11 protein-coding genes are annotated in these 14,319 nt (G+C 45.9%); 2 read left to right on the top strand and 9 right to left on the bottom strand.

From position 1 onward, the window contains the following. The first annotated feature begins 86 nt into the window (after positions 1–86). Both C7R92_RS12460 and C7R92_RS12455 read left to right on the top strand, forming a co-directional pair. The gene (locus C7R92_RS12460; protein ID WP_069847405.1) at positions 87–1,238 is read left to right on the top strand and encodes a response regulator; all 1,152 of its coding nucleotides are present in this window, start codon (positions 87–89) and stop codon (positions 1,236–1,238) included. Between the two features lie 32 nt (positions 1,239–1,270). Then, on the top strand, positions 1,271–2,665 hold the full coding sequence (locus C7R92_RS12455; protein WP_106834456.1) for a DUF4832 domain-containing protein: 1,395 nt from the start codon (positions 1,271–1,273) through the stop codon (positions 2,663–2,665). 66 nt (positions 2,666–2,731) lie between these two features. Here C7R92_RS12455 and C7R92_RS12450 read toward each other — a convergent pair whose 3' ends face one another. The 9 genes from C7R92_RS12450 to C7R92_RS12410 are packed head-to-tail and all read right to left on the bottom strand — an operon-like array spanning position 2,732 to position 14,235. Then, positions 2,732–3,418 carry a DUF4956 domain-containing protein gene (locus C7R92_RS12450; protein ID WP_017249677.1) on the bottom strand — a complete coding sequence of 229 codons (687 nt, stop codon included), beginning with the start codon at positions 3,416–3,418 and terminating at the stop codon, positions 2,732–2,734. A gap of 22 nt (positions 3,419–3,440) precedes the next feature. Continuing rightward, positions 3,441–4,175 carry a polyphosphate polymerase domain-containing protein gene (locus C7R92_RS12445; protein ID WP_069847412.1) on the bottom strand — a complete coding sequence of 245 codons (735 nt, stop codon included), beginning with the start codon at positions 4,173–4,175 and terminating at the stop codon, positions 3,441–3,443. After that, on the bottom strand, positions 4,172–5,896 hold the full coding sequence (locus C7R92_RS12440) for a CotH kinase family protein (RefSeq protein ID WP_106834455.1): 1,725 nt from the start codon (positions 5,894–5,896) through the stop codon (positions 4,172–4,174). Before C7R92_RS12440 ends, C7R92_RS12445 begins: the two co-directional genes overlap by 4 nt. A 31-nt stretch (positions 5,897–5,927) precedes the next feature. After that, positions 5,928–7,328, bottom strand: a complete 1,401-nt coding sequence (pelG, locus tag C7R92_RS12435) for an exopolysaccharide Pel transporter PelG (RefSeq protein WP_106834454.1) — start codon at positions 7,326–7,328, stop codon at positions 5,928–5,930. A 5-nt stretch (positions 7,329–7,333) separates the two neighbouring features. Continuing rightward, complete coding sequence (gene pelF / locus C7R92_RS12430) at positions 7,334–8,740, bottom strand: GT4 family glycosyltransferase PelF (RefSeq protein WP_069847418.1); 1,407 nt, start codon at positions 8,738–8,740, stop codon at positions 7,334–7,336. Between the two features lie 3 nt (positions 8,741–8,743). Beyond that, a complete protein-coding gene (locus C7R92_RS12425) occupies positions 8,744–10,609 on the bottom strand; it encodes a DUF2194 domain-containing protein (protein WP_244195732.1) in 1,866 nt (621 codons plus the stop codon). Between the two features lie 38 nt (positions 10,610–10,647). Continuing rightward, the gene (locus C7R92_RS12420) at positions 10,648–11,622 is read right to left on the bottom strand and encodes a hypothetical protein (protein ID WP_106834453.1); all 975 of its coding nucleotides are present in this window, start codon (positions 11,620–11,622) and stop codon (positions 10,648–10,650) included. Then, positions 11,615–13,819, bottom strand: coding sequence for an NAD-dependent epimerase/dehydratase family protein (locus C7R92_RS12415; protein WP_106834452.1), 2,205 nt, complete (start codon positions 13,817–13,819; stop codon positions 11,615–11,617). The genes C7R92_RS12420 and C7R92_RS12415 overlap by 8 nt, the downstream gene beginning before the upstream one ends. Continuing rightward, positions 13,816–14,235 carry a response regulator gene (locus C7R92_RS12410; protein WP_106834451.1) on the bottom strand — a complete coding sequence of 140 codons (420 nt, stop codon included), beginning with the start codon at positions 14,233–14,235 and terminating at the stop codon, positions 13,816–13,818. The genes C7R92_RS12415 and C7R92_RS12410 overlap by 4 nt, the downstream gene beginning before the upstream one ends. Positions 14,236–14,319 lie beyond the last annotated feature (84 nt).

Raw genomic sequence — 14,319 nt, 5'->3', positions numbered from 1 at the left:
TTTGATGATAGAGTAGAGAGTATGGATAAATCAGACTCGTAAGACAATCTGTTGCATTTTATCGTTTTTTGAAGGAGAGACAGTGGATGAGAGCCTTATTGGTAGACGACGAGCAACTACCCTTGATGCATCTGCAACGATTGCTAGAAAAAGATGTTGGCGGCGTTAAGGTAGTCGGAGCCTACACCAATCCTCTCGAAGCGATCGACCAAGCAATATCCCTTCAACCAGATGTCGTATTTTTAGATATTAATATGCCACGCATCAGTGGACTAGAGATCGGAGAACGTCTGCAAGGAATCGATAACTCTCCGGAGATCGTATTTGTCACGGGGTATGATAAGTACGCCGTTGATGCTTTTGAGCTGTGCGCGCTGGATTACATCATGAAGCCCGTACAACTTCAACGCTTGCAAAAGACAATGGACCGACTGCATGAGAGAATCAAGTCCGCGCAAGAAGCCGAGCCTGTTAAAGAAGAATCATTCGTTTCTATCCAATGCTTCAATAGTATTTTGTTTCACCAGTCGAATCAGGAGCCGCAAGAGATCAAGTGGCGCACGAATAAAGCCCGCGAGCTGTTTGCATATTTGTTGCATCACCGCAATAAGATGCTCGACAAAGATTCGCTGATCGAGCTTTTGTGGCCGGACTATGATGGAAGCAAAGGCGTAACCCAGCTATATACGACGATTTACCTCATCCGGCAAACCTTGAAACGCTATGGTCTCCAAACGATATCGATCAACAAAGGCAATTTAGAAGGCGGCTATAAACTGACGATCGATTCAGCTGCGATCGATGTGGAAGAATGGGAGAATCGTCTCAAACAGTTACCGCCCCTCTCTCTTGCCAATATGCAAAAGTATGAGCAAGTGCTCGCGACGTATACGGGTGATTATTTCGGAGACTACGACTATTTGTGGGCAGAGTACGAGCGAGAAAGACTCCGCAGGATGTGGCTGCAGCTCGCCAAAACAATGAGCAGCTTCTATTTGGGACACGGCAGAGTCCAAGAGGCGATCAACGTCAACCAACGCATTCAGCATTTGCACCTGCTTGAAGAAGACAGCTACATGATCTTGATGCAGTTGTACGCTTCCTTGGATAATCAAGCGGCTGTAGAAGAGCAGTATCAACTCTTGACCTCTCGATGGGAGATTGAACTCGGCTCTACTGTAAACGAACATATCACCAATTGGTATCACATATGGAAACAGGAGACAGAACAAAAGTAATGATACTCTCTCACTAGATCTAGGGGGCACTCATGAAGATCCGAAGTGGTCTATACAGCGTACTTCTCGCTGCTTTTTGCATTCTACCTTCCTCTGCCGCCGCCTCCAGTTATGGAACGGCGACTTATTCGCCAAAGCAATCCCAAGACGTACTACAAAACCCTTATATGGGACTGGCTCCCGATTCACGGACGAGTAATCATGAGCAAGCACACACCCTCGTCTATGCCAATCTAACCTGGAGGATGCTCGAGCCAACCAAAGGAGATTATGCTTTTGATGAGGTCGAAGATACGATCCGGTTTGAAGAATGGACAGAAAAAGACGTCAAGTTCATCCTCCGCATCGTTATGGATCTTCCTGATAAAAAATCGGACATGGAAATACCGGATTGGCTATACAACGAGATCGGCGGGGACAATGACCATTTTGATGATGGCGAGTGGTATCGAAACGACTATGGCAAAGGCTACAGTCCCAACTACAGTAATCCATTGATCATCAAGTACCACAAGGAATTGATTGACGCTCTGGGAGAGCGCTACAAGGACGATCCCCGCATTGCTTTCATACAACTGGGAAGCGTCGGTCACTGGGGAGAATGGCACACCGACACGTCTATTCCTTTCCCTGCAACAGAAATCACGGATCAGTACGTACAACCGTATATAGATAACTTCCCTGATCCCATGCTGCTGATGCGCAGACCACACCCAGTTGCCAAGGAGTACAGACTGGGGCTGTTTAACGACATGTTCGGCAATAAAGAAGATACAAACAGCTACCTGTCCTGGATACAGAAAGGCTACGTCTCCTGGCTGACCAAAGAAAAAATGCCTGCCATGCCCGACTTTTGGAAGTATGCGCCAAGCGGCGGAGAATTCTCTCCATCCGACTCATTGACTAGCTACTTTACTCGCTCCTCGATTAACCAGGTAATCTCACAAGCCAAAGCTTCGCATATTAGCTGGCTTGGCCCAAATACACCCGTACGTTTCGAAAAAGACGGCGATCAACAAGAATATTTGGACCGCTTTTTAAACACGATTGGCTACCGCTTCTCCATCACCAAAGAGACACATGCAAAAGCAGTCGAGCCCGGAGACAGCCTCGCTGTGACGATGGATTGGCAAAACCGCGGTGCTGCTCCATTTTACTTCCCGTGGATTCTCGAGCTGTCACTCGCGGATGAAGACGGTGAGATCGTAACCAAGACCAACACGGACGAAGACATCCGCAAATGGCTTCCCGGCAAGAAAACCGTCAAGCAAAGCTTGGAAATTCCGGATAATCTTCCTGAAGGAACATACACTCTCTGTGTAGCAATCCTCGATCCCCATACAGAAGAGCCGGGCATTCAATTTGCCATGGAAGGCAAACGCTCGGACGGAAGATATACGTTAGGTACGGTCCAAGTACGAGACTGATCCATCAAAAAAATCCCTTCCTGACCACCTGTATAGGAGTCAGAAAGGGATTTTTTCTTCTAATCATTATGGTGCATAATCGCCATCGTAGCTTACCAATGATACGTTCTTCACACCTTCTACCTCTGAAATATCTTGAACAAATGCCGTATTATCTCCTTTGATTTTGACTTCCACGATCAATTCCACCATCTCTTTGTGTACGGTCTTTGACTTCAAGGCGTATTTCAGTTTGTTCAACTGGTATTTAACCCCGTCATTGGCTTGATCGTGATAGTTGATAATGAGCAGATAGGCAACATCTTTCATTTGCCGCTTGGATAATACGACAATGACAGCAGCCACCACCAGTGATCCCAAGACGGAAACCGGGTACACACCCGCTCCCGTCGCAATACCGACCGAGATCGACCAAAACATGAAAACAATATCCAACGGGTCTTTAATAGCAGTACGGAACCGCACGATGCTCAACGCTCCGACCATCCCGAGAGAGAGCACGATATTGGTGCTAATCGTCATGATAATCAGGCAAGTAAGCATCGCCATTGCCACCAGCGTAATGTTAAAGGTATGTGTATAGACAACACCGCGAAACGTCTTTTTGTAAATATAGTAGATGAACAAACCTAGCAATCCCGATAGCACAAGCCCTATGATGGTATCAATGATCGAGATGCTGGCAAATTGATCCATTTTTAAGACACTTTTTTTGATGATATCTTGAAAATTAATCGTATTGGTAGTATCCATAGTTTCCCGACTTCTCCTCACACTAAAGATTATAGTATTTTTTGGTCTCCTCTCTGCAAATGACATATTTGGAGATAGCCGATCGCTGATTACTCAGGTTTTGTAGCAAATGTCTAATATTGAACGGCAGGAATTGATCGTACTTCACTTCCATGATCATCATGGGCTGATGAATGGCTCTGACCATCATGATGTTTTCGTCAAAAATATCGAGTGAATTGACGTTTGCCTTCAAATACTTGTCAAACGTAATTCTGACATTCCCTTCTCTCACCAAATACGCCTCTCGAACATAATCCGTAATGACGCGAGGCCGAAACAGATGATTTTTGCACGATAAATAAAAATCTCGAAGCACAGCACTTTCTGTCTCTCGCAGAAACTCAACATCGCCTGCCAAAATCAGTTCATACTCATCTCGTGTGATCGACGCTGATTCTTTGCAAATGTATCCACCGAACTTGCTCTTTCGCTCCATTTTGATGACTGCATCACTTTTGTTGTAGATGCGAATGCGATACTTTTTTCTTTGAAAAACCCCGTAGTTTTTTTCATAGAGAGCCGTGTCGTGAAAGTCGTCAAAGTACAGGCTACGAATATGATACCCTTCCTCACTCACAGAATAAGGGTCAGGAGTCGCGATCAGACGCAATCTCTGCCGCAGCGGCTCGTAATTACTCACCCGAAGATAATACTTCAACTCATGCCGCAATCGCTTGTTGCCGAGCTGGATGCCCGTGCTCTGTATTCCTTTCATTTCAATACGAACTCCTTCACCCCATGATAAAGCGCATCCTCGGACTCTACCCTGTCAAATGCCGTCTGTGTGTTCCCTTTGCTGTCCCGAACAATCACACGCCAGAAAAAGCGGCCTTTACCCGGATCGTTTATCGTGTATTGGACCCCTGTCAGCCCCTTGGCCTGCGCGTGTATCTTCGTAAACGCAGGATCGTAACTGACGGTAAAGTCGTAGGTCAGATCGTCACCTTGCAGGTCATAGGAATGGTCCCAGGCAAAAATGAGCTTATCTCCTTCTTTTCTTGGCTCCCCCATAAAAAAGGGCATCGGATTCTCTTGGCGTTCATAGTACCTCTTTTTGTTACGCTCCGGTTCACCAGATAGAAGTGCTTGCTCATTGTGAAAATAGGAGACATCCAGCGGTAAGTTATATAAATCAGGTTGTTGCAGCACATATTTACTCACAATCGGATAATAGCTCTTCAAGTATTTTTCCGTTTGCTCCTTCGTAATGATCTTGCTGATTTCCTCAACCTTTTCGTTAAGCGTTTTGATGTTTTCGGGATCTTTAAAGATGCGGCGATGCAAATTCGACACCCAGTAGTCGGAAATGCCAAACTGCCATTGTCCAAGCCCTTTTTCCGGGCTTCGCTTGAGCTCTTCTTCAAAAAATCCCCACGATGCGTCATAGTCCCACGGTAGGAAATACCACTTGTTGGAGTTGCTAGGGCTGTACAAGTAAAAATTATGAACAGCCGTGTCGTGATTCCCCATCAACAGGTTGGATGCCAGCCATGTATAGTAGTTCTCCCGATCAAAATGCCTGTCCAAAAAGTCTTGCGTATTGATCGCAGGATTGTGAAGATCGTCCAGCATCGAAATGAGCTTTTCATGATTCTCACTGCCTTTGATCTCCAAAATTTTCTCAAAGGCTTTCTTATCGTAGGTAGGGTCTGTTGCCAGCTTGAGTTGTTCCTCGTAACGGTGGAACTCGAAATCAATTGCCTTGTACAAATTTCCGTTTCGGTCCAATCCGTGTGCCTGCAAAAATGTTTTGTTTGGCTGTTCAATTTGAGTGAACAAACCGTAATCAACAAAGTCTCGGTCCGGATTTTTTTTGGTCAAATCCTTGATTTTTACTTGAACGAACTGCGTCCGCAAACTGGTCATATTTGGCATTTGCTCGAAATAATCAAAGCTAAGCTTTTGTCGAACACGCGTCATGTCAGACTTATGCTTACTTAAGTTGATGTTGCGCTGATCCCGCCAGTATCCGGCGCTGTCGAACAAACGGATTTTGTACGATTTTTGTTCCGCTCTTCTGCTCGATTCCCCCCGCAGCTCAATCGTTCCGTTCGCTCTCGACTCGCCAAAACCAAAGTACCCCTGGGTTGGCCCCTCCGCCGTCCCTTCCTGCATAATGACTTTGGCCTGGAGATCTTCTCCCTTTTCATTCCGTCCACTAGGAGCTAGATTGAGTTCCGTAAAGGTGGTCGTTTTCAGTTTCGAATTTTCTTCGTTGACTACCGTCACATATAAATGGACAATGCTCCCATCAACATCCTGATCGTATACGCTTCTATTTTCAATCAGATCCTCGTTCATCTGCTGAGTTGACGCCACCTGATTCGTTGCTGGCGAGTTGTCTGACACTGGCTGTTCAGGCGCATCTTGTGTACAACCAGTCGATACAACTCCTAATGCAACGAACAGGCTCAGTACGAATCGTTTTTTCTTCAACCTATGTCCTCCTCAATCTATACATCCCCGTCTATTCCATTCGTTTTCCTTTGACAAAGAGCGGCTGTAGGCAGTAGGTGTAATAATCGATATTTTTCAAGTAATAGATCAGCCTGCCGAGACCGGCTACCAGTGCAAGAAACGAAGCAATAAAAAATGAAAAACCGTAGTTTTGAAGGGGCAACATCGCTATAGTGATGACAACGGTACTGATGAGAAATAAGGTTGTCACCGCAAACGCCCCCTTCCGATCGTCAAAATAGAGCAACATCAGCACGATCACAAACATAACAGCGTACAAATATCCCGCGATGACCAAGATGTTGTACCGCTCCATTTGATCGGACGTAAAACCGATGTGCGGAAGCAGCGTAATGCCTAAAGCCAGTGCAACGAAGGAAAAGAACAGCTGCACCTCCATCATGAAGCTGAGCTCCTGCATCAACGTTTGAATCATGTCAGTTTTCGCCCGCTTGATATCCTGCACCGAGCCTGTGCCCAATATCGTTCCGTAATACGCTCGATACTTCTCGTAAAAAGCAGTCTCCACAGATACCACAAACATGACCATGGTAGGCAATATGCTCAAGGAAGCGTAGAACGCTGGCACGTCGTAAAAAGGCGCAATCACGTAAGTATCCGCCACGATCTCCTGCAGCGGACTCCCCAGCCAGTAAATAAAATGGTGCACATAAAAACCGAGAGAACAAAAGAGACCCACACCAAGCAGACTTGGGTACTTTTTCACGTACTTCAGGAAATCAAAATAATTCCTCTCCCGCTTTGGGAAAAAACTCTCCAGATGAAGCATAGATAGGACGATCATCGTAAAAAAGCCGAGATCCAAAGAAATCAGCATCGCGATTCCTTTTTCCAGCTCAGTCAGATTCAACAGCAGAAAAGCAGCCAGAAGCGTAACGGCAACAGCAGCCAAATACCCACGAATGATGCGCATATAATCCTTTAATGCGGACAAGTAGGCAGATTGCAGCCATACGACGATCAGTTCCACAAAAAGAAGGTAGGCTACGAGCTTAAAGCCAGACGGTAGAGGCGCGAGCCAGTAAAAGGCACCGCCGAGAATTCCCCCCAAACCTAGACAAACAGCGATAACTCCATACAAAGACGCAATGATGTCGTTATACTCACGCAAGTAAATTTTGTCTGCGATATAGCGAGAAATGACCATGGAAAAGCCGCAGGTAATTAACAGAGAAAACACGAATGCATAAACGACAGCTGCTAAAAAAGACATCCTTTCCAAATAGCTGACATTCCATTGAAGAAGAATTTGCTGTAGCACCGTAATCATTACCATACAAATCAGCATCGGTCCGACTGTGACCAACGAAGAAAATGCATACGCCTTCACACTGGACAAATACCCTTTATTCCGAAACATTTTCTTCAGTTCAAAGCCAATGCCCGCCATGTTTCTTACACCTCGTATTTCCGATACATATTGCGATATCCCGCCAAGAAATTCTCATGTGTGTAAATAGCTGATACTCTCTGGAAGCCACATCTGCCCATTCGCCGTCTCATGGGCTCGTTTTGGCATAACGTAATGATCGCTTGAGCAACTTGAGTAAAATGCATGACGGGTACCGTTATCCCTGCGTTGCCATAGTTGTCGCCATTGCCGTACAACAATTCCCGACAGCTTCCCACGTCCGTTGTGACGAAGGGCTTTCTGCATGCCATTCCTTCCAAAATAACGAGCGGTTGTCCTTCACTGATGCTGGTCAAAACAAGCATGTCCATTTTTCCGAGATACTCTTTCACATTGACCGCACCCGTAAACGTCACATCCTCCAGTTGCAGGCTTTCGACCAATTGCAGGCATTCTGTGTAGTACTCCTCGTCTTCATCCGTCGGACCCATGATGACAAAGCGTGCGTGTGGCACTTGTTCTTTGACGAGCCCGAAGCTGTGCAGCATTGTTTTAATATCCTTGATGGGTACCACACGGACGACAGCGCCAATCGTTATTGCATCGTTCTTTTTTTCCTCCACGATGTCTACATAATCGCTCACTTTTACACCGTTTGGGATCACTGATACTTTGGAAGGATCACAGCCTAGCTCAATCTGAATTTCCTTGTTTCGCTCAAACAACGTGATTACCTCATCCGCATAAGAGTAGGCACATGCAGAAAGGTTATGAAAATAATCAATCCAAATATCTTTAAAGTGACCCTTAATCCAGTTTGCCTTGATAATTTCTTCTTCCCGCTCGCGGGTGTAGATTCCGTGCTCCGTCAGCAAAAACGGCTTTTCATGCAGATACTTCCCGAGACTCCCTGCTACACCGCCATATCCCGTACAAACACTGTGATACAAATCCGCTTGCGGCATGCCGTTTTGAATGACTAGACATAGTGGCAACACCATCGAGCGAATCATCCAGATCATTTCGGTAAAGGGAATTTGCGGGTATTTTTGCTCGCAAAGCCGCTGGATTACCTCGAAAAAGTCCTTGCTTGTAAGCAACTCGGCTACGGATGGCACCTTACTCCCCGACAACACGGAAAAAAGAGCATGCCAGTCGCCCTTACTGCCATCAAGCAACGAAAGCACCGCTTGCTGCTCATCCTCAGTTAGCCCCAGACGCTTGCCCAGTGCAGCATCTTCTTTGAGATAGGCATCCAGAAATACCTCTTTGATTTCCACCACATTCGCGGGGAGCTGGTAGACGTATTTCCCCCTATTTTTCTCTTCTGCACCAATCGCATAAATGATAAACTCATGCTCTGGCATGCTAGCGATTAAGGAATGAATCCAACTAGAGACACCCCCTGTAATAAAAGGGTAAGATCCTTCGGCAATCAGACAAATTTTCATCGCTTACTCTTCCAGTCCTATTTCAAATTTTGCACCCGTTGCACGTACGAGATAGGCGCCTTCCTCTATTTTTTCTACCGTGCAATTTACTAAGCTCGTCATTTTTTTATTTGTCCGCAAAATGTAATACATTTCGTCGGAGAAGTTGTTCATGTATCCTGTCATTTTTTTATCCGTATGCGCTATATACACATCCGTCTGCAAATAGCTCTCAAGGCTTGCTGCAGCTTCGGAAGCAGTCTGGCTGCGCAGCCATGGATAGTGCTGGTAAAGCTCTTCCATCATACGTTGAAAGTCTTTTGCCAATTCCGGCCACGACTTGTTATTGCTTCGTTCCTTGTCCAACACATCGTCTGGATGAACAAAATGGGAAAAGACACCGATGGATGTGATCGCATTCGCTATGTACCAATCATGAATGTCTGTGCGACTGTATCCCGAGGTAATACGCGGCAGCTCTACGATGCCATCTTCGGCCACGGAAAACTCCTGGATGTATTCGTGCGTGCTGTCTGATTCCGCATATAAGGAGGCAATGACTCTCAGATCAGGGAAGGACGTTTTCAGCGCTCGACGCCCTTCGGCTCCCAACACGTTGGAAGGCGGGACATACACCTGTACGTCATATGACGAGAAGACCTTCTTGATATAATCGTTCAGGTACGAAAGTGACTCGGCCATACTTGCTTCATCAGGCCAAGCCTTATACTCGTAATGGCTCGCTGTCGCTTGATCAGTAACCAGCGATTGATGATTATATCCGTGGATGCCCAATTCGCCACCCAATTTCACCAAATCCCTGCCGTACGTAATCAGATTGTTCGAATCTGTTCCTTCCTCATCGGCGAAGGGGGCGGAAACTCGGTTATTGTAGGTTTTGATAATCGCTCCCGTGTAGGTCACATCGTAATCAGCAGCAAGCTTGATCATGTCGGGCCACCACACATCCCGAAAGAAGCTGGGAATATCTTTGCGGTACTCGCGGTAAATACTCGGCTCGATTCCCTGGCGAAAGGGAGCAGGAAAGTCGTCAATATACGTGATTTTCATATTGAAAATGGGGTACATGAAATCTTGATTCAGTAAACTGATGCCACCAGCAATCAGTCCTCTGTTCATGGCAGATTGCATATTTGTCCCGTTATAGACCAGGAACTTTCCCTGTCCATGCTGAGCCTCCCATAGCAGTGGCATATTGTCGGCAGAAACAGCATGTACCTTCGCTTGCCTATCCAGCTCTACGGGAATCGAGGAATTAACAATGGACTCTCCCCCGATTTTTGCATTTTTTCCTTGGATCAAGAGATTGGATCTCATCTGAATGCCGTTTGTCACGATGGGGAGATCGATGGAATTGATCCCTAGCTTTCGGTAAATGCGATATAAACTGTCATTGTATTCAGGCGTACGAGAAAGGAACACATTTCCCCCATTGTGCGCATATTGCATCATTGCATCCAGATCGGCTAGCAAGCCCAGATTTTCTACAGTGACAATGACCGTCATGTATTGGGGATCGGGCTTCGAAAATTGCTTAATGTCTGCGAGATCGTACTCCTTTTTCATGTACCGTAGCACTTGCTCCACATTCCTCGCGATTGCCATACTGCTCTCATCCTTGGAATCATGCAGAACGAGGAACCGCTCCCTTGCAAGCTTGGCGATTTCCTCCTGGCTGATTGCGTTTTGCTTCGGCTCGTCAGTCTGCACTCCCGAGCCTCCCGATTTATTACTGCTCACCTGGAGGATGAACTGTGATCGGGTAGCTTCTATGGTGATCCCCAGAATCGCCACAAAGATCAGAATGAGGTAGATGTTTTTTTTCACAGGAATGTCGTTGGACCTCGACTGGCTCCATTCTCGATCCATTTCCCTGTCTCTTTTCTTTCTCCTGTTCCTTGTCATTCTCATTTTGTATCGCTCATCTCTTTCGAATTCGTACCTGTTTCCTGTGCAGCAGCGACTTCCTTCCAAGTACTGTCTTGCTCATCAGCTTCTAGGGTGTTCCAGTAGCGAATCATCATCAGCGTAGCGTGAGAGATTTTAACCGCCGAGCCTTTTAATCGATTCATTTCTGCCGCAAACCCTGCATGGTCTCTGATCGTAAAGAATCGCTTTAGCGACATGACATATGGCTGTTCGCTTTCTGGATGATACTCATGAAACAATTGACAGTACTGTGCGGCTTTTTCATAGGACTGGTTCACTAGCTCACAATTGATCTTGTCCACAAAATAGCTTTCTTCTTCCTGATAGATGTCCAATAAAGACTCCAGCACAAAGGAATACGTATAGCTGTATTTCACATAGGTTCGTTGATCAATAAGTGGACTGTCCAAGTACTTCTTCAATACGTCTGCGTAGGCGCGCAAAACCTCAAGATTCTGCTTGTTTTCCTCGTATTTCACCGATAAATCCTGCAGCTGAAGCTGAAGGTTGCGTCGCATTTCCGTTAAAGCGGCTGCTGCGTAGTGAACCGTTTCCGAATCTTCGTTTTGCAGGGCTGTCTCCAATGTGCCGATCTGCCAAATGGTCTGCTCTTTCAGGACATCGATCAGCATCTTTCGCCGCGTGCTGGTGTCATTCAAAAACAGAATGTCCTCAACTGGAACGATGTTCATTTCCTTTTCCATGTCCGTTCTTCGAAAAATATTTGATCCCTCCGAGAGCTTCAACAAATCGCTCTCCAGCATTAACTCATTCACATTCTTTTTCGATGTGCGCTTGTACACATCGGTAATTGCTAATAATAAAAGACCGAAAATGGGAAGAAAGCCAGCGACTAGCATTCGCACGATCAGCATTTGCTTATTACGGCCGTGGCTTTGCATCAAACTGTAACAAACAGTCACCAATACATGGAGGAAGACAAACTTAAGCATAGGCGCCATCCCTCAGGGAGAAGCGATCCTGGTCTTTTTCCTGTACAATTCTCGCTGCCATGCCGAGTCTACCAAGCCGATCAATCACGATATTGGCTTCTTGCTCGTTTGAATTGGAGAGAATGATATAGATGTCTCCTGCTTCGTCCATTCCCATATAATCCGCTTCGCGCAGAGAGCTGGCGATAAAGGAAGAGAGCGTATGATGGTCCATTTGCGCAGCGTCCACTGCCAAGAGTGTAAAGTCAGTGTTCAACTGTTGCTTGGCGTCCCTTTTGTTCTTCAACATAGCCGAAAAATAGGCTGGAATCAGGATGGAGGTGTCTTCTAGATAGCGATCCTTTTGTGTGGAGTTTAAGAAACGAAGTGAACGCGACAATGCGGAAGAGATCAATTGAACGGCGACCTGGAAAAGGTTTTGGGTGTACATCGTAAAATTTTCGAATCCAAGTTGTTGCAGCGTTATGACCGCCACCATTTTGCCATTGTCAAAAATGGGAGCTGCCATAAGAGGCATGTCGTGACGCAGCTCTTTATTCACGATGATCTTCTTCATTATCATTAGTTCAGTAAGATAAGCATGCTCACTCATTTTCAACGAGCGTGGCAGATCAAAGCCCGCTTTATTTGATTTAGCCATCAATCGCAAGAAGGAGCCATTTTGATTCATCGTATAAATTGCGATCTCATCGGACTTCATGATTCTTTCCAGCACCTTGACCGATTTCTGCAATACGCGTTCCGGCTCGAGGCTGTCCAGCTCCTTGGTGATGTTGTAGATTTTTCCGAAGCTGTCTTCCGAATTCACGATCTGCTGCTGCAATTCTTGCTTGACCATCAGGACATCGTTGTAAATGTCTTTTAAAAAGTCATACTTGTCTTCCAGCGCTTGCTTTTGCAGTTCCTTAGACAGTATGTCCCTGTTGCGTTTATCGATCGAATACCCCACAGCAATCCCGATAATAAAATAGACAGCGATATGAAACAGAGCATTGGCGTCATACAAGAGCGATACGACATCGCGCCCGTTATGCAGGCTTTCTCCGATGAAAAGTCCACAGGCCAGGATGACAGACAAGAGCGATTGCTTCGTTCCGTAAATCGCGCCTATCAACACGATGTAAATCAGCTTGAGATCAAAAACACCACTGTTAACCGTTCCAACTGTAGCGAAAACCACCACAAGAAAAGCGAGAATGTTCTCAATGTACGGCCTTGCATCCCATGAGCGGAGCCAATTGATCGTTTTCTTCGCTTCGCTTTCCTGCTCTTGTTCTTTCTCTGCGAGGGTCTCTTGATACCACTGCGCCGTTTTTTCTAGCCCCTCCGGCAATGAATACATCGGGATCCAATCTAGTCTTCTCTTTGCCCGCGTATTGTCCAAAACCGACTTATCTACATCTCCTGGGCGCTTTTCCCTTCGCACTATTCCCTGGAGCTGCTGGTTCGCCCCGAGAATGTCAATAAGCTCATTAATGCTGCTTTCCTGATTGGTAGACAAATTCATCACCCCGGTATCATCCGTGGTAACGGAACGGAAAATGGCGTCAGCTACATCCTCTACATAAATAAAATCTCTCGTTTGACTGCCGTCCCCGTGCAAAACTATTTCTTTTCCATGGTTGATCTGGGTTAAAAAAGTAGAGATGACGCCGCCTTCCCCGACTGCGCTTTGTCTCGGGCCATACACATTCGCCAAGCGAAAGACAACCGTTCGCAAGCCATACATTTCCGCCCATTTGCGGCAATACATTTCACCGATGTGCTTGTTTATTCCATAAACAGATACCGGATCACACACTGAATCTTCGTGTAAAGGAGTATTTTCATTCATGCCGTAAACAGCGGCTGATGACGCAAAAATAAATTTGGACACGCCATATTTGCTCGATAGCCTCAGCATATTCATGAGTCCAAGAATATTCGTATTCGAATCCAGCAGGGGGTCTTCCATGGATGCAGCAACACTTACTTGGGCCGCTAAATGTACGACGACATCGAACTTGTTGCTTTTAAATACTTCATCGCATTTTTTATCCGCTACATCCAGCTCGTATGCCTTATGCGGAAATGTGACGTTCCTCTGATTGCCTGAACTGAGATTGTCGAGGATAAATACTTGATAGCCTTCCTTATTAAATCTCTCTGCGACAAAAGAACCGATGAACCCATAACCACCTGTGATCAAAACTTTCATACTAACACCTCAGCTATTTGTTTCCCCTGTCTATCTCCCTGACGAACATTTACCCCTGTTCCCAGCACTTTTTGGACAGCCCATTCGATTCGCTCCAGCTGCAGTGGCTTCGCTATAAAATCCCGCGCACCTGCCTGAATCGCCTTGATGACGGTATCGTGCCTAGACACCGCTGAGCAAATAATGATCTTGGCATCCTTGTCCAACTCCATGATTTTGCGTGAAGCAGTCAAACCATTCATGCCGGGCATGGTGATATCCATCGTGACGAGTGATGGTTTATACAAGCAGTAATTTCTAACAGCCTCCTCTCCTGAATCAGCTTCCGCTATGACATGTAGTCCTAACGACTCAAACATGTTGCGCAGCACATGTCTCGTAAACGCTGTATCATCAACAATCAGAATGCTATTCATCCAAAACGCTATCTCCTATCCTATCCATCTATATCTTTTGGATTATTTTATTATAGTAATATATTCCCGATTTCACTACCAACC

The organism is Brevibacillus porteri (genome assembly GCF_003013475.1).
GTDB lineage: Bacteria > Bacillota > Bacilli > Brevibacillales > Brevibacillaceae > Brevibacillus > Brevibacillus porteri.
The sequence above is the reverse complement of the archived record's forward strand: the minus strand, read 5'-3'. Positions and strand labels throughout refer to the sequence as shown.